Source organism: Microcoleus sp. F10-B2, from assembly GCF_036704965.1.
Taxonomy (GTDB): Bacteria; Cyanobacteriota; Cyanobacteriia; order Cyanobacteriales; family Microcoleaceae; genus Microcoleus.
Genome location: NZ_JAUBTB010000003.1, coordinates 21,750 through 43,015, shown reverse-complemented (window position 1 = coordinate 43,015; position 21,266 = coordinate 21,750). Strand labels below are relative to the sequence as shown.

General features: G+C 42.7%; 25 protein-coding genes. 12 read left to right on the top strand and 13 right to left on the bottom strand.

Annotated elements, in window-relative coordinates; translation table 11 throughout:
- Positions 1–3: 3 nt before the first annotated feature.
- From QUA99_RS01825 to QUA99_RS01815, 3 genes are all read right to left on the bottom strand, one after another.
- Entirely contained in the window at positions 4–888 is an 885-nt protein-coding gene (locus QUA99_RS01825) for a substrate-binding domain-containing protein (RefSeq protein ID WP_333236416.1), read from the bottom strand.
- 484 nt (positions 889–1,372) lie between these two features.
- Positions 1,373–1,894, bottom strand: coding sequence for a hypothetical protein (locus QUA99_RS01820; protein WP_333236418.1), 522 nt, complete (start codon positions 1,892–1,894; stop codon positions 1,373–1,375).
- An 8-nt stretch (positions 1,895–1,902) separates the two neighbouring features.
- Entirely contained in the window at positions 1,903–2,400 is a 498-nt protein-coding gene (locus QUA99_RS01815; RefSeq protein WP_333236421.1) for a TIGR00725 family protein, read from the bottom strand.
- Positions 2,401–2,466: 66 nt separating this feature from the next.
- On the opposite strand from QUA99_RS01815, the gene QUA99_RS01810 reads away from it, so the two are divergent.
- From QUA99_RS01810 to QUA99_RS01800, 3 genes are all read left to right on the top strand, one after another.
- Positions 2,467–2,676 (top strand): toxin-antitoxin system, antitoxin component, Xre family protein, encoded by a 210-nt coding sequence (locus tag QUA99_RS01810; protein WP_333236423.1) that lies wholly within the window; start codon positions 2,467–2,469, stop codon positions 2,674–2,676.
- A 123-nt stretch (positions 2,677–2,799) separates the two neighbouring features.
- Complete coding sequence (locus QUA99_RS01805; protein ID WP_333236425.1) at positions 2,800–3,123, top strand: addiction module toxin RelE; 324 nt, start codon at positions 2,800–2,802, stop codon at positions 3,121–3,123.
- Positions 3,120–3,377 carry a type II toxin-antitoxin system prevent-host-death family antitoxin gene (locus QUA99_RS01800; protein ID WP_333236427.1) on the top strand — a complete coding sequence of 86 codons (258 nt, stop codon included), beginning with the start codon at positions 3,120–3,122 and terminating at the stop codon, positions 3,375–3,377. The genes QUA99_RS01805 and QUA99_RS01800 overlap by 4 nt, the downstream gene beginning before the upstream one ends.
- Before the next feature lie 113 nt (positions 3,378–3,490).
- Here the strand turns inward: QUA99_RS01800 and QUA99_RS01795 are convergent, their stop codons facing one another.
- The 4 genes from QUA99_RS01795 to QUA99_RS01780 form a co-directional block, all read right to left on the bottom strand.
- The gene (locus tag QUA99_RS01795; protein WP_333236429.1) at positions 3,491–3,685 is read right to left on the bottom strand and encodes a hypothetical protein; all 195 of its coding nucleotides are present in this window, start codon (positions 3,683–3,685) and stop codon (positions 3,491–3,493) included.
- A gap of 188 nt (positions 3,686–3,873) precedes the next feature.
- Positions 3,874–4,275 (bottom strand): hypothetical protein, encoded by a 402-nt coding sequence (locus tag QUA99_RS01790; RefSeq protein WP_333236431.1) that lies wholly within the window; start codon positions 4,273–4,275, stop codon positions 3,874–3,876.
- Complete coding sequence (locus QUA99_RS01785) at positions 4,272–4,610, bottom strand: PASTA domain-containing protein (RefSeq protein ID WP_333236433.1); 339 nt, start codon at positions 4,608–4,610, stop codon at positions 4,272–4,274. Before QUA99_RS01785 ends, QUA99_RS01790 begins: the two co-directional genes overlap by 4 nt.
- Positions 4,611–4,748: 138 nt before the next feature.
- Positions 4,749–5,021, bottom strand: coding sequence for a hypothetical protein (locus QUA99_RS01780; protein ID WP_333236435.1), 273 nt, complete (start codon positions 5,019–5,021; stop codon positions 4,749–4,751).
- A 370-nt stretch (positions 5,022–5,391) separates the two neighbouring features.
- On the opposite strand from QUA99_RS01780, the gene QUA99_RS01775 reads away from it, so the two are divergent.
- On the top strand, positions 5,392–5,655 hold the full coding sequence (locus QUA99_RS01775) for a type II toxin-antitoxin system ParD family antitoxin (RefSeq protein WP_333236437.1): 264 nt from the start codon (positions 5,392–5,394) through the stop codon (positions 5,653–5,655).
- Positions 5,652–5,978: a type II toxin-antitoxin system RelE/ParE family toxin gene (locus QUA99_RS01770; RefSeq protein ID WP_333236439.1), complete on the top strand. Its 327-nt coding sequence runs from the start codon at positions 5,652–5,654 to the stop codon at positions 5,976–5,978. The genes QUA99_RS01775 and QUA99_RS01770 overlap by 4 nt, the downstream gene beginning before the upstream one ends.
- Before the next feature lie 150 nt (positions 5,979–6,128).
- Here QUA99_RS01770 and QUA99_RS01765 read toward each other — a convergent pair whose 3' ends face one another.
- Positions 6,129–6,374, bottom strand: a complete 246-nt coding sequence (locus QUA99_RS01765) for a hypothetical protein (RefSeq protein WP_333236442.1) — start codon at positions 6,372–6,374, stop codon at positions 6,129–6,131.
- Complete coding sequence (locus QUA99_RS01760; RefSeq protein ID WP_333236444.1) at positions 6,371–6,739, bottom strand: GIY-YIG nuclease family protein; 369 nt, start codon at positions 6,737–6,739, stop codon at positions 6,371–6,373. The genes QUA99_RS01765 and QUA99_RS01760 overlap by 4 nt, the downstream gene beginning before the upstream one ends.
- Here QUA99_RS01760 and QUA99_RS01755 point away from each other — a divergent pair.
- A complete protein-coding gene (locus tag QUA99_RS01755; RefSeq protein WP_333236446.1) occupies positions 6,738–6,863 on the top strand; it encodes a hypothetical protein in 126 nt (41 codons plus the stop codon). The two genes, QUA99_RS01760 and QUA99_RS01755, sit on opposite strands and share 2 nt — an antisense overlap.
- A gap of 113 nt (positions 6,864–6,976) precedes the next feature.
- Here QUA99_RS01755 and QUA99_RS01750 read toward each other — a convergent pair whose 3' ends face one another.
- Entirely contained in the window at positions 6,977–10,741 is a 3,765-nt protein-coding gene (locus tag QUA99_RS01750; RefSeq protein ID WP_333236448.1) for a S8 family serine peptidase, read from the bottom strand.
- Positions 10,742–10,815: 74 nt separating this feature from the next.
- Between QUA99_RS01750 and QUA99_RS01745 the strand changes: the two genes are divergently transcribed.
- On the top strand, positions 10,816–11,970 hold the full coding sequence (locus QUA99_RS01745; protein WP_333236450.1) for an ISL3 family transposase: 1,155 nt from the start codon (positions 10,816–10,818) through the stop codon (positions 11,968–11,970).
- Positions 11,971–12,263: 293 nt separating this feature from the next.
- Here the strand turns inward: QUA99_RS01745 and QUA99_RS01740 are convergent, their stop codons facing one another.
- Together QUA99_RS01740 and QUA99_RS01735 are read right to left on the bottom strand one after the other, a co-directional pair.
- Entirely contained in the window at positions 12,264–12,545 is a 282-nt protein-coding gene (locus QUA99_RS01740) for a hypothetical protein (RefSeq protein WP_333236452.1), read from the bottom strand.
- A gap of 104 nt (positions 12,546–12,649) precedes the next feature.
- Positions 12,650–13,378, bottom strand: a complete 729-nt coding sequence (locus QUA99_RS01735) for a hypothetical protein (protein WP_333236454.1) — start codon at positions 13,376–13,378, stop codon at positions 12,650–12,652.
- 293 nt (positions 13,379–13,671) lie between these two features.
- On the opposite strand from QUA99_RS01735, the gene QUA99_RS01730 reads away from it, so the two are divergent.
- From QUA99_RS01730 to QUA99_RS01715, 4 genes are all read left to right on the top strand, one after another.
- The gene (locus tag QUA99_RS01730) at positions 13,672–14,589 is read left to right on the top strand and encodes a hypothetical protein (RefSeq protein WP_333236456.1); all 918 of its coding nucleotides are present in this window, start codon (positions 13,672–13,674) and stop codon (positions 14,587–14,589) included.
- 719 nt (positions 14,590–15,308) lie between these two features.
- Complete coding sequence (locus tag QUA99_RS01725) at positions 15,309–15,659, top strand: hypothetical protein (protein ID WP_333236458.1); 351 nt, start codon at positions 15,309–15,311, stop codon at positions 15,657–15,659.
- A complete protein-coding gene (locus QUA99_RS01720; RefSeq protein ID WP_333236460.1) occupies positions 15,652–16,278 on the top strand; it encodes a DUF1822 family protein in 627 nt (208 codons plus the stop codon). The genes QUA99_RS01725 and QUA99_RS01720 overlap by 8 nt, the downstream gene beginning before the upstream one ends.
- 9 nt (positions 16,279–16,287) lie before the next feature.
- Positions 16,288–18,378: a WD40 domain-containing protein gene (locus QUA99_RS01715; protein ID WP_333236462.1), complete on the top strand. Its 2,091-nt coding sequence runs from the start codon at positions 16,288–16,290 to the stop codon at positions 18,376–18,378.
- Positions 18,379–18,447: 69 nt separating this feature from the next.
- Here QUA99_RS01715 and QUA99_RS01710 read toward each other — a convergent pair whose 3' ends face one another.
- On the bottom strand, positions 18,448–19,332 hold the full coding sequence (locus QUA99_RS01710; protein WP_333236464.1) for a 4-hydroxybenzoate solanesyltransferase: 885 nt from the start codon (positions 19,330–19,332) through the stop codon (positions 18,448–18,450).
- Between the two features lie 210 nt (positions 19,333–19,542).
- Here QUA99_RS01710 and QUA99_RS01705 point away from each other — a divergent pair, with 210 nt between their 5' ends.
- The gene (locus QUA99_RS01705) at positions 19,543–21,159 is read left to right on the top strand and encodes a Ppx/GppA phosphatase family protein (protein WP_333236466.1); all 1,617 of its coding nucleotides are present in this window, start codon (positions 19,543–19,545) and stop codon (positions 21,157–21,159) included.
- Positions 21,160–21,266: the final 107 nt, after the last annotated feature.

The following is a 21,266-nucleotide window of genomic DNA, read 5'->3' as shown; positions in this document are numbered from 1 at the left end:
CTCTTAATCCTTGGCGGATTGGCTCACGGAAATAAAGCCAGACTCCTCCATCGCGTTGATTCCTGGCGGACTAGAGATGTATTTAATTAGCGCTTGGGTAGCCTCTGAAGGTTTTTTGTGCCACAGAATTGAAATTGTCCTAACCATCGGATACTTGCCCGCTTTGACATTTTCTCGTGTTGGTTCAACCCCGTTGAGGCTGAGGCGGTTGACAGGTAGTTTTTCGGAAATGGCGTGAGCCAGGGAAAAGGTACCGATGCTGTAAGGAGTGCTTTGAATTGCCTCGATCAATTCCCCTTCTTTCCGAAATACGATTGCTTCTAATGAATTCTTCAAATCTGCTCCTAGGTAATATTCCCGCAAGAGTCGCTTGGCAGATTCATCTTCTGGGCGATCGAGAAGTACAATTTTAGCATCGGTTCCTCCGAGTTCCTTCCAGTTGGTGATGCTGCCACTATAAATACCTTTGAGGTCTTCAGTCGTGAGGGTTTTCACCCCTGTGACGCTGGGATGAGTGGCAACTAAAAGGGCATCATGAACCACCTCGCGAGACTCTAATGTGCCATCATTTTCTTCTGGCTTTAATTTTTTCGAGATTACACCTAGATCGACTAATGTCTGTTTAATCCCATCAATTATATTTTCAGACTGCCCCGGTTCTAGCTGGGTAATTTTGACGTTTTTTGCGGTAGCTTCGTAGTTGGTTTGCAGGACCTTAATCACACCCAACGTGCTGCTTGACCCCCCAACTTTGATCGAGGTTTGGGTTTGCGTTGCCGCAGTCGTGGGCGCTGTTGTGGTGGTGGCACTGCTGGTCGTCGTACTGCAACTGGGCAGCCCTAGGAGGGCGATCGCACTTAAAGCTAGCGTAAGTAAATTCTGTTTCATGTTCAAATTCCTATGATCCTACGCTATTAAAGATGATCTGGGTACTCAAAAATCGAGTTTTTGAGTATTTTATCGCGATCGCAACTCGCTCAATAATTTTTGATTTTTTATAAAAAAAAAAGTTGATATCTCACGGTTGATTTCACCCTCCTAAATTTTATGCTAAATAATTAAAATTTGCAATGAGTCGAGCGCCACGTTTTGTGATGCTGTTTGATATGAATGATTGGCGACCGCATCATACTTATGAGAAATGCGATCGCATACAATGCAGCCCGAGCGATGTAAAATTACTGTAACAGCTCAATCTGGAAGCTTTTATCCTGACTAATTTATCTTAATTGCCAGTTACAGATGAGTTTTTTTTGTTGACCTTCATAGATCGATTTGCGATCGAGGTAAAACGACTAAAATCCGAAATCATTTGATTTAGGTGAGTTTCGGTGCTGTCGCTAAGAATGTTGGCCTTGTCAATTAGATATTTTTAAGGAGAGGGAACAGGTGGCCGAAAATTGCTGCTACCTTTATAACCGGATAAAATAGCAAGTTTTTCCAAAGATTGCCGGCCTGTATAATATTTCCCCCGAATTTCCCAAGTGGGATAAGCTTTAATATTGGCAGCTTTGCACAAATCCGGTTGAGCGTTTTTGCCTCTGGGATCGCACTCTATGTAAGTAATGGCGGTAAATGCTTCTTTGCCGAAAAGTTCTTGTTGCGTGTGACAGTGAGGACACCAGTAAGCACCGTACATTCTAGCTTTGATGGTCTGCAAATGGGTTGCTAAACCTATTTGATCGGGTACGGATTCACTGCGAATAGGTGGCGCTTCTTGTTCGGTAACAGGCGGTGCGAAAGGGGGAGGCGGAGGGAGGGTTTGTGCTAATTTAGGAGTGGATTTGTCGCTGAAACTGAACTGTGCAATTCTTCCGTCTGCTTTGGTAGTGAGGAAAATCCCCAAAGTCAGGAAAATGCCGATCGCACAAAAGTTGAATTTGCTTACTCTCATCTTGGATTTCATCTTGAATTTACTAGGATTTCGCGAGCTTGATTCATAGCCTCTACAGCATTGTTTACCACAAAGATGTTAAATTGTGCTAAACCTTGAAAAAAAAGTTGACTTTCACGGCTGTGATTTAACAATATAACTTGTTTGTTAGCTTTGAGGGCGAGGGCAATTTCCGAAGCAGTACCCGTCCCCATACCGCAGGCAATTATTACGTCTGAAGAAAGAACGTTAATGTTATTTCTGGCGTTTCCCATATCGGTGACAATGGCAATATCTACAGCTTCAGAAATACCGCGAGTGTCATTTCCCGGAAGGATGCCGACTGTTAAACCGTTAGCTGATTTTGCTCCTTTGTTGGCTGCATCCATGACGCCGACATTTCTACCGCCAGTTAGCAATATCCATCCTGCTTCGGCGATGAGTTGTCCGAGTTGATAGGCGTTTTCTAAGTCGGTTGATGTGGCACTATCGCCCGGGCCCATGATGCCGATGATGATTTTTTTCATAGTTTTGGGGTAAATATCTAGTTGAGAAGAATGTGTGTTGTTTTTTCAATAAAACGGTTAAAGAACATGAATATCGCGAAAAGTCCCGAAACCAAGCTGATAGAAAAAATTCGTAGCTTACCGCCCGATAAAATTACGGTATTAGAAGATTTCCTCGACTTCCTATTAACTCAAAGTGAACATAGTTTTGTAACTTATAGTGCGACTAAACTCTCGGAAGCAGCTTTTGCTAAAATTTGGGATAATTTAGAGGAGGCTGAGTATGACGAGTTATAGTTTTGGTGATGTGGTTTTAGTTACGTTTCTTTTTTCGGGAAAGTTAAGAAATAAAATTTAATTTTTGACTTCCTGGAATATCTTATAGTGTTCGCAATGGGACAATAATGACCTCAACTAAGCATGACAACTCACCAGAAGTTTGAAATTATCTTTACACGCCCAGTCTTCCAGCATCTCGCAGCGATCGACCGCAAGTATTATTCGTTGATACGCAGTACAATAGAGGAGCAGTTAACCTATGAGCCAGAGGTAGAAACGCGGAACCGCAAGCCCTTACTGGAACCTTCGGAACTAGGTGCTACTTGGGAGCTACGATTTGGGCAAAATAATCGATTTCGAGTGTTTTATGAGACTAACCTTGATACCTGGGAAGTTTATATCTTAGCAATTGGGGTGAAAGTTGGTAATCAGTTATTTATAGGAACAGAGGAGATTGAATCATGAAAATAGTTTCTTTAGCTGAAATGATAGCAAAGTTTGCTGAGTATTTGCAAGTCTCGCAGGGAGAGCCAATTTTGCTTACAGAAAATGGTCAACCTGTAGCGGCTATGACTTTGATTATAGAACCGGAAGCTCTAGAGCGTTTCTTGTTAGCTAATAATCCAAAATTTAATCATATATTGGATGAATCTCGGCAAAGTTTAAAAGAAAATGGAGGATTGAAGTCAGAGGATTTTTGGGATTTAGTCGGTGAATGAATGTTCGTAAAAATTTAATATGAGTAAGTTAAAGCTCGATCGCCTTTTTGATTGTATAATGGGTGAGATCCCTTTTCTGATAGTTCCAAAAGGGATATCGCTATCGAATCTAGCTATCGGGATACTTCCCAGTCGGTAATCGCTTGAGCTTGCCATTCCTCATCCCATCCTAAATCTAGTTCATCAATTAGCTTGCAAGCTTCTGCTAAAGCTTGGTTTTCTTGTTGTTTTCGCGATTGTTTTAAGATAAATTCTATCAAAGCACTCTTGGTTGAGCGCTTTTTGATTGACATATGTGAGTAAGTCATCTGGCAAGCTGATAGAGATGTCGCTCATTGGCTAATCAGAATAGTTTTTTGTAATTATTTTAGCAATAATTGACTAAATTGACAATTTTTTGTTAGTTAAATGCACAAACGGAAGGGCGATCGCCCTTCTGAATCTAGCTGATAAAGGGATCTCGCTCTTTTGATTGAGAAAGCTTAAAAAATAAACATTAATTTTTCACTTCCTGAAAAATCTTATAAGATTCGCAAATTATTTCAATAAAAATATCCCCTTCTAACCGAAAATAACTCAAAGCAGATAAATCTAAATTATCCGGAAAATTGAAAGGATAGGACAGGGAAGATAAAAAAGTTTCAGCATTTTCTTCAAGCTTTCTGAGTTCGACTTCTCCTACCCAAAAACAGTAATTTTCATCATCGGAATTGATGGGGCGAGAAATCACTAGGTGAAGAATGCGATCGAACTCGATCGCTACATCTCCCACTTCGGGCCCAAAGGTGAAGTCTAAACGCAAGCCAAGATTTTGAGGGCGGAGTGAAACTCCTACTAAATCGGCACTTTTTAAGTCTTCTAAAAAGGTTTTGAGGTTGAGTGCGATCGCGGTTGTCATAGAATCACTTTTTCTCCGGTATTATGTGTCTTAGCCCCTGGTGCAAATTTTATTTGATTTCCATCTCGATTGTATCTACGACGGTAAGTTTTGCCATCTGTCCCGCGTATCTTTGGCCCTGTACGGACTATTTCACCATTTGGTCTAATATGAATGATACTGCCGTCTGGATGTTCAAAGGTTTGATAGCCACCTTTTGTGCTGCTTTGAAATTGGAAGCCGTAACTCTCCAGTATGGCGATCGCTTCTGATAAGGTTTGCCCTGTTAAATCTGGAAGTTTTTGTGCGGCTGGATTCATTGGTTGTGAATGGGAAAGATTTTGAGCGATCGCCATTTTGATTGTATAACGGGCGATCGCTCTTCTGAATCTGGCAGAGAAAGGGCGATCTTTTTTTACCGCAGATAGACGCAGATTAACGCAGATGCAGGAATGGCGATCGATCTTCTTGACTAACGAATCTCGCTCTTTTACTTACTGAGCATTTTCTTGTCCTAGAAGTCGATCGAGTTTGTTTTCAATTGTGGTTAGCTTTCTCAGAACAGTTGGACGATCTTCATCTAGAGAAGTAAGTAAGTTAGCAATTCCTGACTGAACGTTAATCAATTGCACCACAGCATTTTGTAGTTGTACCATTCCTTCTCGAAGTTCCTGTCGTTCGAGTCTTGCTTCTGCCATGTTATCTAACATAGCTTGAGTTGCCCTAGCGTTGCTTTCTATTAGTTGCTTCAGCTCTTCATCGCTCATGTCGATCGCTGTGCGTAAATGAGATATTACTGAAGATTATAGCAAATGGGATCGGGGCGAGCGCCATGATAGAGCATAAAACGGGCGATCGCCCTTCTGAATTATTAGAAAGGGCGATTCCCTACGGGATAGCTCCGCTTCACCATCTTTTTTAACCGCAGATGAAGGCAGATTAACGCTGATGCAAGAAGGGCGATCGCCATGATTGATGAATTATGGGCCAGATAGTTTCTGAGTCTGGGTAAAAAAGGGATTTGGCTCTTCCCAATTTATTATAAAATTACACGTTGTCTGAGACTTGACAAAAAATGGCAAAATCTGCCATAATAAGATAACGAGTTAAATGAGGTAAGTAATACCCGTGACAAGTATGAATATTTCTCTGCCTGACTCAATGCGAACTTATATAGAAGAACAGGTAGCCCAAGGGGGTTATAGTACAGCTAGCGAGTATTTTCGTGAGTTAATTCGCCAAGACCAAAAACGTAAAGCTTCAGAACGTTTGGAAGCGATGTTATTAGAGGGTTTGGAATCAGGAAATCCTACGGCGATGACTGAGGAAGATTGGATGGAGATTCGTCAAGCTGTGCGATCGCGTATTTCCCAGCAGCAGGGGTTGCAGGGAGAAAAATGACCTCGATCCAAAAACGTCCGCAAGTTATCCGTGATTTGATTGAATTAGCCACTTACATTGCGGAAGATAATATGGATGCTTCCGATCGCTTTCTTGTCGCGGCGGAAGAAACCTTTAAACAATTAGCCCAAGCGCCAAAAATGGGAAAACGCTGTCAATTTTCTCATCCTAATTTAATCGATGTGCGACAACAAGCTATTAAAGGTTTTAGAAGATATCTGATTTTCTACCGTCTTATAGATTCAGGGGTGGAAATTTTGCGCGTGATTCACGGCGCACGGGACATCGAAGATATTTTTGATAATGTTGATGAGAATGAGTAAATATTTAGTCTTGAGGTGGGAAGTTGAAGATCGATCGCCCTTCTGAATTATTAGAAAGGCGATCGCTCTTTTTTAACCGCAGATGGACGGAGATTAACGCGGATGCAAGAAGGGCGATCGATCTTTTGATGAATTATGGGCGATCGCACCCTATTTCTTTTGGCTAAATTCTACCAATTCTGATTCCTTAAGACGTTGCGATAATAGGCAATCTTCAAAGCTCAAAGCTTCTGAGTCTAGAAAACTAGCGATCGCCATTTCGATCGCAGCTTCCAGAGAGCATTCTAACTCCGCAGCTTTTTCCATCAGGGCGACTTTCACATAGTCAGGCAAATGGGTCATCAGCGAATGAATAGCTTCTGGCGGTAAGTGTTGGATATTGAGGGTCTGAGTCATTGTTCTCTGGGGATTTTAACGTTGTAGGGAGGATTTGTAGCTTGAAGGATGAGGGTTTCTAATTCATATAATAACCCTGGTTTTTGCCATTGGTTGAGGGTAACAAAGGCGATCCTTACATCATCTGGATCGTAGCGATCGAGCCAGCCCCAGAGGAAGGCTTTGTGACCACCTCGGAGTCGATCGCGGAGGTTCTTGGCTTTGCCGATGTAGAGTAATCCTTGAATGCGATGTCGAAAGGCGTACAAACCAACTTTAGCAGGAATGGTGTCGAAGTCGCGGCTGAGGGGATGGCATCTATCAAAGGGGGTAAAGGCGAGACTGTCGAGAATTTGGCGAGCTTCTTGCTGGATGGGGTTGGTCATGGAAATTGCCAGATGCAAGCGGTTATTCCATCCTACAAGTAGAAGCGATCGTTCTTTTGATGAACTCCAGAAAAGGGCGATCGCGAATTCATTCCAAATAGCGATCGCCCTTCTGAATTATTAGAAAGGGCGATCGATCTTTTTTACCGCAGACGGACGCAGATTAACGCAGATGCAAGAAGGGATCTCGCTCTTTTGATGAATGATGGGCGATCGGCTGACATAATTTAGAAGAAATTAACTAATTCTGAATGGGACAGTCTGACCAAAAGTACCATTACTATTTGGTTTATGAACTTGTACATGCAAGTGAGGGCCTGTACTCCAACCCGAATTACCACTGTACCCAATTAGCTGTCCTGCTTTGACAGTATTACCCGGCTTTATTCCCCCTGCCACTTTTGAGCTAAATCCGCGTTGTAGATGTAAGTAAGCAGAATGATATCCTCCATCATGCTCAATCGTAATTAAGTTTGCTTGATTCGCTTTTTCTGGACCACCACCTGTGTCTGGATTCGTATCTATTACTCTTTTCACTGTACCTGAACGCATTGCATATACAGGTGTACCTAGGTTAACACCGTAGTCAATGGCATATTGCGATATGCCAGTGTGTGAAGTTGAACCACCTGGTCCTTGTGTAATGCTGCCAGCACCTTGTAAAGGATTCTTGAATCCGACTAAAGGATTAAATGAAGTTGGATTAGCAAAGAGAGAAGGTTGAGAATTATTGTCGTTCAAAATTGGTTGATTACCAAGATTGGAAGTGTTATCAAACGAAATACCGCTACCTTCTTTGTAAGCAGTTGCCTTACTACCATTCCAGTAGATGTAGCCATTGTCAAAGTATTGAATGATATTCCCATTACCCAACCCTTTTTCCTCACTCTTTGGAGCACCCAACCACCCTTCCAATCCACCTGTTTTCAAAAAGGCTTGACGGATGCCACCGTAAAGCGGGAAAGTTCCATTTTTACTGGTAACGATCGACCCTTTGTCGAATAGTTGATAGCTGACACTACCATAATTGATGACATCGGAAGTGGGATGGCCCAGTGTCCCTTGATAATTCTTGAAAACTGGATAGAAATTGCCATTAATTGTGTGTCCGTTGAGGGAAATTGAATTAAGTGGCTGTGTTGGGCCAGGATTCGTGGGTTGCTGAGGTGGTTGTACCTCCTTGGGAATCTCAATTGTAGCCCCCGCCTGAATCTCATTGGCATTGGAAATACCGTTGTGTTGAGCAATGAAGTTGTAAGCATCAGCAGAAGCATCGCCCATTGTGTCGAGTGCAATTTGACTCAGAGTATCTCCTGATTTAATGGTGTAAGACTGCCAATCATAGTATTTGCCATTGCCATTAAACTGATCGGCCGTCGCCCTTTCTAATGGCGTCACTAACCCTTCCTTACCCCAAGTTGTCGGATTCGAGAAAGGTGTCGGAATATAAGCTTGCGGTGCTGTTTCCTTCGCCACTTGCACAGCTTTATTCAAATTCACCACCCCAAAACCCGTTTCTTCATCCCATCCGGGGTCCTTCAAATCGATCGCACTTCCAGTCAAAATGTCAATCACTTGAGTAGGATTCAAATCGGGATTACTCTCCCAAACCTTAGACGCCATCCCCGCCGCCTTGGCCGCGGCAACAGAAGTCCCCGCCATCGTGCCTAAATCATCGCCAACAGTCGATAAAGTCGGATTGTCGATCGCACCTCCGGGCACTAAAATATCCAAACCATAACCGTAACTGGAATAATCCGATCGCCCAAATCCATCAGATGAACCAACCGTGAGAATATTCTCAAACTCCTGGGAAGATTGACCCAAAACAGACATCACACCGCCGTCATTCCCAGCCGCAACAACTAACAGCACTCCATTCTGACGCGCATTTTCTAGCGCAGCACGTTCTCTGGGTGTAAATTCGTAACGAGTGGTAATACTTCCGTCTGCATTCTTTTGAGTTAAATCGAGGGGAAGAAGCGCGATCGCATTCTTCTGCTTTTGTGCTTTCGCTTCACTTACAAAATCAGTTAAAGCTAAATCCCATTCCCCAGAACCAATTGCCCGACTTAAATAAACATTTGCCTTATCGTTGTAGCCATCAATACCTCGATCGTTGCCTTGAATTGCACTCACTAAACCCCAGCTAAATGTGCCGTGTTCGTTACCAGTGCCAGCAGTAAACAAAGGATTGCTGTCTTTGTCAATGCGATCGCGCCCCATAGTCACTTTAGAGTAATCCAAATCGGGATTGTTCGCAGCAAACCCAGTATCGATGATGCCGATAAATGCGCGATTTTCTGGCGGCGAACTAATCGGTAAATCGGGTTCAACAGGTGGTTCGGGGTCGATCGGAAGTTCAACTAGAGGCGGTTCTGGGGCGATCGTAGGCGGTTGCACGGGCTGTTTTGATTTGATCGGAGGTACAGGTGCGATCGGCGGTTCTACAGGCGATTTTGTCTCAACTGCGGGCGTTGTCGCAACGGGCGGTTCCACAGCCACAGGCGATTTTGTCTCAACTGCGGGCGTTGTCGCAACGGGCGGTTCCACAGCCACAGGCGGTTTTGTTTCAACTGCGGGCGTTGTCGCAACGGGCGGTTCCACAGCAGCAGGCGGTTTCGTCTCAACTGCGGGCGTTGTCGCAACTGGCGGTTCCACAGCAACAGGTGGCTTTGTTTCAACTGCGGGGGTTGCGACGACTGGCGGTTCCACAGCAACAGGTGGCTTTGTTTCAACTGCGGGGGTTGCGACGACTGGCGGTTCCACAGCAGCAGGCGGTTTCGTCTCAACTGGCGGCGTTACAGCTACAGGCGGTTTTGTCTCAACTGCGGGGGTTGTCACAACAGGTGGCTTTGTTTCAACTGGCGGCGTTACAGCTACAGGCGGCTTTGTCTCAATTTGCGGCGTTACAGCTACAGGTGGCTTTGTCTCAACTGCGGGGGTTGTCACAACAGGCGGCTTTGTCTCAATCGGTGGCGTTTCCACAGGAGGCGCGACAGCAATCGGCTGCTTTGATTTGACATAATCGATCAATTTCTTGCCGCCATCGAGTTTAGTCCAATCTTTGCTCTTATCGATAACTTTGTCGATCGACACTGCTTTGCCCGTCGCACCTGTTAAATTGAAAACCAAATCGTTGTAATCTTTATCTGATCCTTCATCGACTCGCTGATCTTCCATCGCAAATGCCTTACCCTTGCCAGTGACATCTGCTACTTGCCCGTACAACCAAGCATCATCTGGATTAGTGCTAGATAATGACAGCAGTGGGCGTTTGTCACCATCAGCATCGGGATTATTAAACACATCTTCCACAGTACCGTTCGGCACCAGCATTACCGCAAAAGCCTCTCCCGGTTTCATCGCAAATGTTTTCGGGCCGCTGTAGAGTCCCTCGTTATCATTTCCCTCTCCTAAACTGCCGTTAAATAGCGGATTTGCACCTTCTGTGGGGTCAGAAATTACTACGTGACCGAATAAAGAATTGCTCAAAGCTCGCCTTGCCGCTTCTTTGATGAATTCTGGAGAACCAGGGGTGAATTTCTCCATTCCCTGCACGCTAAAAATCGCAACTTCACCTTGATAATTGCCGCCGTCGTGCAACCAATCAAAGCCAACTTGTCCCGTGGAATCTGTAGCGAAAAAGCCGGAGTCAACCCCTAAACCTGTCAGCGGGTCAACTTTGCCGTCTGGGGTTAAACTAACTTGATAATTTGTATCGCCCGAAGGTGCGGAAATTTTGAGCGCATAATTGGTTGCGCCCAAATTATCGATGCTAAAAGTTCCCGAATTTGTGCCGTTGGTTTCGATGTCTTTGACGACTTTTCCCTGGCTGTCGAGGAGTTGCATCCCGACAACGGAACTAAACCCTTCGGCGGTAACTCGAAAGCTGCCTGTATTGAGTCGATTAAAACGATAGGTGTCTGTGGGGTCAGTTTTACCTGCGAAGTCGATAGAGATATAGTTGTCGTTCAGATTGCCGATCGATATATTAGACATTTTGCACCTTGATTAATTCGATAGGCTCTCCTGAGTTTATGGTGTAAAATGTACCTACTAATACATTTACCGTTATGAGCTTCCATCTAGACTATCTATTAGCCTTGCCTGGAGTCAGGGTTGAAACTTGTACTCAAGTTGAGGGAAAATTTTTCTTGGGACTGAGCATTTTATCAGAAGGAATTGTTTGTCATCATTGTAACAATCCTACCGAAAAACTGCATCAAAATCGACCAATTTTAGTAAGAGATTTGTCTGTTTTTGGTCGTCCTGTATATCTAAAAATCCCACGACGGCAGTTTTACTGTCCTATGTGTCAACGGTATCCCACAGAAAAATTAGATTTTTTGGACGTTAAAAGACGGCATACTCAACGATACGAACAAGATATTTATGAGCGTGTAAAACAATCGAGCATGGAGCAAATTGTCCGAGAAGAAGGACTGAGTTATGACAAAATAAAAGGAATATTTGAGCAGGTAAACACCCTCAAAAAAAAACCGAATTGGCAACGGGTTAAACGAATTGGTATCGATGAGATAAGTATGCGAAAAGGTCAAGGAAATTTTGTGACTGTTGTGAGTGACCTGGGCGAAGGTAATTTAATTGAGATGATTGATTCTCATCGCTGTGAAGAAATCATTGAAGTCCTTATAGAACAACCAATTGAAGTTCGTGAACAAGTTGAGGAAGTGAGTGTTGATATGTGGGGAGGATTCCCTAAAGTTATCAAAAAAGTATTCCCAAACGCCAAAGTTATTATCGATCGTTTTCATGTAATGAAAGTAGTTAACAAAGACTTAAATAAGTTACGTAGAGCAGCCGGAATAACAGACAGGCAAAGTAAATATTTATTATTAAGTAATCGAGTAAAATTGAATCCTCTTCAGATTGATAAATTAGAAGTGACACTAGGAAAATCCGAATGTTTGCGAATTGCGTATGAGATGAAAGAAAAATTTAGAGAAATATATGAGACTAATTTGACGGTCAAAGAAGGGCAGAACAAAATCAAAGAATGGCTAAATCATGCACAAGTATTTTTTAGAGAATCTGCATCAACAATTGAGAATCATTTTGAGGGTATTTGCAACTACTTTCTTCATCGCACCACAAGTGGAGTCATGGAAGGAATCAACAATCGGATTAAGTTGATAATGCGGCAAGGGTATGGTTTTTCTAATTTTAATAATTTTAGGAATCGCGTATTAGCTTGCTTTTCTGATTAGATAAACTTATAACCATAAGTTCAGGAGAGCCATTCGATAACTTTGGGCTGATATTTATCTATCTGAAGTGCGTCGGAGTTTTTATGCGTTTTGTAATATAACTTCACAAAGAGTGTGGGGTTAACTCGCTGAACTTCCATCGCTACTTATTTATCTGGAGTAAGCTTTAGTTTTTATGCAAAGTTTCAGTCTTTGTAGCATAACTTTACACAAACTACCGGGAATCAAGGTTTTACATCCACCTCACACTCAGGGAGATGGATGTAATTGCGATTGGCTAATGGCTGTTCTCCCTATTGTGGTAAAATCTGATGGTGAGAAGACCTTTGCGGAATTTGGTATTTTCTCATGCCTCTGGGGTCGCCTGCTGCTTGATTAAGAACTAACAAAAAAAACACCGCGAATAAAATTGTCTCCCAACCAAAAGGTGCCGGCTTCGGTTCTTCTTTGGGTTGATCTGTCACCGACTCGACGTTGACTTTGATGTCGAGTTTGCCCTCAATCACTTTGCCTTTGAATATTCCATCGCTGGCAACACCTTTAAATAACATTGGATTAGTTTGTTCTGCTGACATTGTGGTTATCCTTGTGTTGGTAGATTATGAAAAAAAATTCAATGAAGGGCGAGATCCTTTCTAAATCTGGCGTATAAATGGCGCCAGATTCAGACAATCAGCAATCAGCCAGACATAAAATCAGAATTTTTTTGAGCAATATGTCGGCCAATTCCTTGGATTTTGGACAATCCCCTCCTTTTCCAAAAAGAGTAAATAGTCTGTGTCTTAATATTTAACTGTCGGGCGATTACTGCCATTTTTTCTGGCGACTGCTGCAAAAACAATCTTTGAACAAGAATTTGACAGTTGCAGTCGGGACGGTTTCGAGGATAACAATTCCGAAGTTCGTATTCTGGATCTCGATCGATGTATTTGACGATCGCCCTTGCTACAGCTTGTTTTTCTTGTCTCTCAATCCGTTCGATTTCCACCTCCAAACCATCTAAATAGTCATTGTAAAATCCGCTGCGTTCTAAAGCATCTAAATCTAAGGACAGCTCTTTTTGATTTTTGGTAGTATGTAAATCGTGAATTCGATACCTGAGATGACCGTTAACCCAAGTGACGAGACTGGCTTGAATCGGAGAACGTTGGGGATGAAACTTGTGAAGGTTCTTGTCTAACCATTCCCAAGTTTTATTCTGGGCTTCTAAATAATAGGGATGAGAACTTTTTGACAATTTTGGTAAGAGTTGCAGTTGCCGCAATAATCGATCGACCAATTTTCGACGCTGCGGATTATCCCGTGATAGCAAGCAGATATTTAAAATTAGCTGACATAACCGCTCGTCTTTGGGAGTGCGATCGGAATATTGTTCCAGTGCCAACCTCAATTCATCTATGGGAGCCATAATCACCCTTTTAGTGAATGTAATGGATGTAAGACTGTGAAAACTTTGAGCTAACTTGGTAGGTATGAAAACGATTGAACTAAGTCGAGCGCTTGTAGGTAAAATAAGGACGGTTAACCTACACATAGTTTTGTACAGTTGCTTACTTCCACACATTCTCCAGTAGTTTTTCAATCAAAACAAGGCTAAAATTCACAATAAACTTCACAAACAATTACAAAAAACTCACAAAACTCACAAAACTCACAAAAATTATTTTATAATTCAAAAAAATAGATTTATTGGGGAAAGCGATGGAAGTTGAAGAAATGTTGAGCTTGTTGGATAAGTGGGTTTTGGAAAAGAAAGGCAAGTCGCTGGATTTTGCGGAGAAAGAGATTATTCGTCTAAGCTGGATGGATGTGGATTATGCGGACATGAACATTCCTGGCTATAGCCCTAGCTATGTGGAGAGAAGGCTGGCAAAAGGTTTGTGGGCTCTAGTATCAGAGGTGATTGGAGAAGGAAAAAAAGTTACTAAAAAAACATCGAAGCTGGCGATGCAAGAAGCAGTCAAGAAGCGATCGCACCCGGAAGCACCAGCAAGAGAAATGACTTTTTTTGAGGCGGCGAGGGATGCTAACAATCGAGGGTTTAACTTAAAACAAGCTGGCGAACTCGTCGCAGCTAGAAAGGAGTTCGAGCTTGCTCTTAAAATTAACCCAGATAATGCAGTGACTTACTACAATCAAGCGTTGATGCATGAGGAAGCCGGGAAAGTCGATCTGGCTATGAAACTGTATCAGGATGCAGCATTCCTAGGGTTGGCTGCTGCTTACTGCAAGTTGGGCCGTTTGTATATCATTGAATATAAAGATTTGCGAAAATCAGTTGAAAAAATAGGGAACGGTTTAAAGCTGCTGGAAACTGAGCAAGTTGAGTATGACAAAATAGTCAAAGCAGGGTTGTTAACTTACCTTGCTTGGGCTTGGAAGGAAGAAGGATGCTATGAAGAAGCTTTGGACAGGTTGCAAGATGCTGTTAAACTACAGAAAGATCGGGGTTTAACTTATGGCATCATGGCCCAAGTGCAAGAAAATCTGGGGAATGATGCAGAAGTTGTGAAATCTTGGAAAAACTGTCTGAAATATGCTAAGTCCGATGAGCCAGATGAAGAATTTTATATTGGTAAGGCTCGTCAGCGTCTGAAGCAATTAGGTGGTTCTAATTAAATGTAAAATGCGTGAAGCGTAGCTATCCCGTAGGGAATCGCGCGGTGAGATACCCGAATTCTTTAAGAATTCGGGTATCGGGTAATTGTGTTTTTTAGGTGGATTTACTTAAGTGCGATCGCACTTGTTTGAGATTTAGCCTTAATCAAGGACATGGGTATTCATTCCCATCTCGATCCTTACAAATTCGGGGTATCATGTTATTCGTGGCTGACCCAAGAGCGATTCGATCGATTGAAGTGCCTGAAACTGCGGCTACTACCAAAGTTATGCCGAGTGCGATCGAGCCCATCAGGAGGGGTGAAATCAAGACTTTGCAATTCATACTCTTGTCTCCAAGTCAATTTTTTGAACAAAGGACAACTGAGTTAGGCCTAACTGCTGTCTACATACCCACTCTATAAATGTCTGATTCCAACATGGAACCCAACAATCCAAAACAAGTTGGGTAATTAAGTTGGAAAGGTTAAAAATACTTCTCCTAATAGACTGCTGTACGTGAAGTCTGTTACTCCACCTTAAAGAGCGTTGCTAAAATGACCCAAATATCAAATCCCCCTTGCCTGGAATGTCAGGAAGCAGAACAGAGAGAGAATCTCGATATTAACTGTATTTTAAATAAACTCAAATCAGTCAAACAAAGCCAACTTTCTTCTCGGGAAATTTCCTACTTATGTTTGTGTTTATGTTTGCTGTCCAGGTATGAGAAAGCTTTTAGAATGGTTAGACACAAAACCCCGACAATAGAAGAGATAAATACCAAAGATAAAAATATCAGCAAAAAAGGCGAACATCTGAGTGCAGATATGTCAAAGACAGTACATCTGTATATTAAACAAACGATGGGCATAGATGAAGAAAAACGCTTGCCACCTTGGCCTAAAGTTGTCTCATTTTTTCGAGATACAGGATGTAAAAAAAATCAGCAATCACCTCAACAATTAGAAATGCAAAGGTTTATGTTCATTGTCAGAGTCAAAGGGAATAAAATATCTGGCATTGAAATGCAAAATGAATTGAAAAAAATTGGGTTTGAAGTAGAAAATATAGAGATGCTAAGAAATGAATAATGAAATTGATAAAAATCAGCACCCAGAAGAAAATAGTAGCAGCACTTTGTTTGTTTTTGAAAGTTCTCAGGAAGATTTTTACCGAATTATGAACCTTTTTGAAGCAGGGGAACTTAGTGATTTACTTGGGATAGAAGTGCTGGATGTGGGAGGCATTGTAGAATCTCAAATGGTAGCACAGCGAAAAGTCATAAATTTGAGCCAATGGTTCCAGAATGATTTTGTTGAAGCTATTCAGGAAGCATGGCTGACAGTAGAAGAAGTTTTGGGTAAGAACATACGGAATCCAGCATTTAGATCGCAAGCCGTAAAACGAGCTAAATTAATTACATTAGCAGAAATTACAGTAGCTTTAATTCTCGATATCGCACCAGCCGAAAACCAAGAAATCAGCACAATATTAGGAGTCTATCCTATTGGCAGTCAACCTTATCTGCCAGAAAACCTTAAGCTGGATGTGTATGAATCAGAAGAAACTTTAGTAGAACTTCAAGCACCATTACAGAGTGAAGGAATGATACAAGAATTATTTTTATTGCCAGGAGAAGCATTTCGGATAGAGGTTTCTTTGGGTGATTTCAAGCAAATAGAAGATTTTATTTTATTTCCAACAAGGTAGGCGATAAAAATGTCAGGTGTAAAGTTGGTTTTCTTAAAAATTAATAATGGCAATTTTGACCAAGGGTTTAAAGTTAACTTGCGAATTTACCAAGCAGGAAATTCTGCTTTTTTAGAAGCTGATGGCAGATTTCCCGCAGCACCAAAAATTCCTGAAATATATCAAATTTGGCAGAAAAAATATTTACGCATGGACTGGTGTTTTCGAGCCAGGAAGGGAGAAACTATCAATGATGTTGGCAAGGTTCCCGAAGATTGTCGCCAATCATCTCAAAAATTAAGAGCAAGCATTAAAGAGTGGTTGAAAAAGTCTGATGATAGCGATTTTCAAAAAATCAGGGAAAGACTTATAGGAGAATTAGATAAAAAAGACGAAATTAGGGTATTCATTCAAACGAAAGATGAGTTACTGAAAAAACTTCCTTGGCAGGAATGGGATTTATTTGCGGATACATACACCAATTCTGAAATTGTCCTCAGCCCTCCCGAAAATACAGAAATTCCCAGAATTGTTACAGCGTCAAGAGGAAAGTCTAACATAAAAATATTATCTATTTTGGGTTGTAGCCAAGGAATTGATGTTCAAGTAGATCAGAAGTTTCTCAAAAGTTTACCTCAGACAAAACCACTTTTTATTCCGGAACCTCGACGGAAACAATTAAGCGATCAGCTTTGGGAGCAAAACTGGGATATCTTATTTTTTGCTGGTCACAGTTGGAGTGATAGTAACAGTGGCAATCTTGCTATCAATTCCGATGAAACACTTACCCTGCTAGAGTTGAAGCACGGTTTGCGCTGCGCTATAGAAAACGGCTTGCAGTTGGCTATTTTTAATTCCTGTGATGGTTTGAAGTTAGCAGAAAATTTAGCTGATTTGCACATTCCGCTAGTTATTGTGATGCGGGAACCTGTACCAGATCGGATTGCTCAAGAGTTTTTGAAATATTTTCTGACGGCGTACTCAAGTGGAGAAACTTTATATTTAGCAGCACGGAAAGCACGGGAACGTTTGGATACAGAAGGTCTAGACAAGGAATTTCCGGGGGCGACTTGGTTGCCCATAATTTGTCAAAACCCCGCTGTAGAACCTCCGACTTGGCAAGGTTTTTTCAGTAAAACAGAAGCAAAATTCCAAGATGGATTTCAGGAAGTAAAAAAAAATTGGAAAACCGAATATACTCTCACAGATCATTCAGACATTATTAAATCAGTCGCCATTCACCCAGACGGTCAAATTTTCGCTAGTTGCAGTCTCGACCAAACGATTAAAGTGTGGAACCTCGCAACTGGAGAACTCCTGGAAAATATTACCCAACATTCTGGCGGCGTGACTTGCGTTACTTTCAGCAGGGACGGACAAACTCTTGCCAGCAGCAGTGCCAGTCCCGACGGTACTATTAAATTGTGGGATACTCAAAGCTGGCAATTGAAACGCTCTCTGAAAGGCGATGACTGGGTGGTTCTTTCTGTATGGTCGATCGCCCTAACCCCCAATGGCAAAAGTTTAGTCAGCGGACACCACGCTGACAGTACCGTGAAAGTTTGGAACCTCGAAACCGGGGAATTGCGACACACTCTCAGAGGTCATGTTTGGGCAGTTCACGACGTTGCGATCGCCCCCGACGGCAATATAATTGCTAGTGGAAGTTTCGACAGCAATATCAAGCTTTGGAATCTTCACACAGGCAGAGAAATCCGCAATTTAAACGGCCCTGGTGACGGCCCTATTGGTTGGCCTCGTTCTTTCTTTAGCGACAACATCGTTTATACTGTTGCCTTCAGTCCCGACGGACAAACTCTCGCCAGCGGTGGTGTCAAACAACCGATAAAACTGTGGCGTTTAAGCAGTGGAGAACTCAAAAGCAACTTGACAGGACATACGGATGATGTTTATGCTGTTGCCTTTAGTCCTAACGGCAAATATCTCGCCAGCGGTAGTGCCGATCGCACTATTAGAATTTGGGATTTATTTACCGGAGAACCGATTCACACTCTAGGACATTCAGACACTGTTTATTGCCTTGCCTTTAGTCCTGACGGAGAAACTCTCATCAGTGGTAGCCGAGACAGAACTATTAAGATTTGGCGTTTTTCCACCTGAGAATAATTACTAATATTGCTTTTTGAACAGGCAAGATGCCTGTTCCACAATAAATATGGTCGATGTCTATTAAAAAATCTCCCCAACAATCATCCCCGCCAATATTACAAACCCCACCCAAACATTTTGGCGAAAGATTTGACCATAAACAGGCTTAGGAATATCTGCTTTTCGGAGTTGACTGTACTGCAAAAGCCACAAAATTGCCGCCGCACAAATTGCCATCCAAAAACCAATGTGCAAGTGCAGATTAATTCCCATTGCTACTAACAAACCGACAGTTCCAACAAAGAAAAAACCCACAGCATTAGCAGCATAATCCCCAAAAAAGATAGCGCTGGAATTCACACCCAAACGCAAATCATCTTCCCGATCGCTCATCGCATAAACTGTATCAAATCCTAAGGTCCACAGCACGACTGCACCCCACAGCAGCCAAGTCGCTAATTCTAGTTTTCCAACGGCGGCGCTCCAACTAATTAAAACTGCAAAACCCCAGGCGATTGATAACACTAATTGCGGGACTGCAAAAAATCTTTTTGCTAAAGGATAGCAGATAATTACTGGTACGGCGGCGACGCACAGCCAGAAACTTAACGCATTGAGATAAAAAGCGAGAATTGCCGCACAAGCAAAGGAAATTAATGCAACTCCTATCCCAGTTTGCACGGTGAGGGCGCGAGATGCTAGCGGGCGCGATCGCGTTCTTTCTACTTCGGGATCGATATCGCGATCCCACAAGTCGTTGATGACGCATCCAGCCGCACTCGTGGCTAGGGTTCCCAACACAATCACGCCCACCAATGCTGCGGGAGGCTTCCCGTGGGCTGCTAAAAAAACGGCCCAGAGGGCTGGAATCATTAAAATTAGCCTTCCTGCTGGTTTGTCCCATCTCAACAGCCTCACGACGGTTAGCAATGTGGATTCGGGTTGGCGATCGGGCTCTTTAAGCATTTCAATTCTAGATTTGAGATTTTTAATTTTAGATTTTATCAAATTTTAGGCACAATCACTTACTATCTCTGCTGCCGATCGCACTTCTGCCGAAATTTAACACAGGTGAAAGTCTTGACCAATCAGCAGTTCCAAATTTTTGCTAATTTAATAGAATGCCTAACTGGATTCGTGAAATAATCATAAATATCTGTCAACCCCGATACTCCAATGGTTAATTCACTCGCTGCTGCGGAGTCAAATCGCATTATTGCTGCTATTGATATGGGTACTAACTCGTTTCACATGGTGGTGGCGCGGATCGATCCGAAATTGCCCGCGTTTACGATTATTGCTAGAGAAAAAGATACGGTTCGGTTGGGCGATTGCGACGTTAAGACAGGGTGGTTGAAGTCCGAGGTTATGGAAAGGGCGATCGCCACTCTGCGACGCTTTCAAGATATTGCTAAAACTTTTAATGCTGAACAAATTATCGCTGTTGCTACGAGTGCGGTTCGGGAAGCCCCTAACGGGCGGGATTTTCTGAAACAAGTTGCTGAAGAATTAGACCTGAATGTGAGTTTAATTTCCGGTCAGGAAGAAGCGCGGAGAATTTATCTCGGCGTTCTTTCGGGTATGGAGTTTAACAATCAGTCCCAGGTGATTATTGATATTGGTGGCGGTTCTACGGAGTTGATTTTAGGAGACAGTTCAGAACCTCGCTGTCTCACCAGTACAAAAATTGGTGCTGTTCGCTTAACAGGACAATTTGTCAAGACTGACCCGATTAGCAGGGAGGAGTTTGCTTATTTGCAAGCTTATATTCGGATTTCGCTGGAAAGACCGATCGACGAATTGCAATCCCAATTCCATGCTGGCGAACCTCTGCGCTTGATCGGCACTGCTGGAACCATCGAAACTCTGGCTGCAATTAACGCTCGCGAAAAGTTGGGAACAGTGCCGAGTCCGCTAGCCGGATATCAGTTAAGTTTAAAAGATTTGCGCGATTTAGTCAATCGGTTTCGCAAACTTTCTTATGCCGAAAGATTGGCAATTCCTGGAATGTCGGACAAGCGGGCCGAAATTATTCTGGCAGGCGCTTTGATTTTGCAGGAAGCTATGACACTATTAGGAATTGAATCGCTGACTGTTTGCGATCGCTCTTTACGAGAAGGCGTAATTGTTGACTGGATGCTGACCCACGGTTTAATTGAAAACCGCTTGCGCTATCAAGGTTCAATCCGCCAGCGCAGCATTCTGCATATGGCTGACAAATATCAAGTTAATTTAGAACAAAGCGAAAGAACCGCAGCATTTGCGCTCAGTTTGTTCGACCAAACTCAAGGAATTCTGCACAATTGGGGCAGCGAAGAACGGGACTTGCTGTGGGCGGCTGCGATTCTGCACAATTGCGGTTTGTACGTCAGTCATTCAGCCCACCACAAGCATTCTTACTATTTAATTCGCAATGGTGAGTTATTAGGATACACGGAAACTGAAATTGAAGTAATTGCCAATTTAGCTCGCTATCACCGGAAGAATCCTCCGAAAAAGAAGCACGAAAATTTTATTTTACTTCCGAAAAAATACCGAGAATTAGTTAGTAAACTGCATCCTTTTCTGCGGTTGGCTGTGGCTTTAGATAGGCGGCAAGTTGGGGCCATTGCTGATTTTAAATGCGAACACCGCCCGGAAGTTAGAGAGTTTCATTTGCGGCTGCAACCGCTCAATCCCGGAGATGATTGCGCTTTGGAACTGTGGAGTTTGGATTATAAAAAGCCGTGTTTTGAAGATGAGTACAATCTCAAATTAGTAGCAACTTTGGAGCCTACTTTTGTTCCAGTTTAAATAGGAAGCAGAGCCTGCAAGCAAGAAAGTCTAGGGTGCGCAGTGCGCACCTTACCCGTATATATAGTGCGTGTAAATGAGTTGTACAATCAATTAACACTACGATC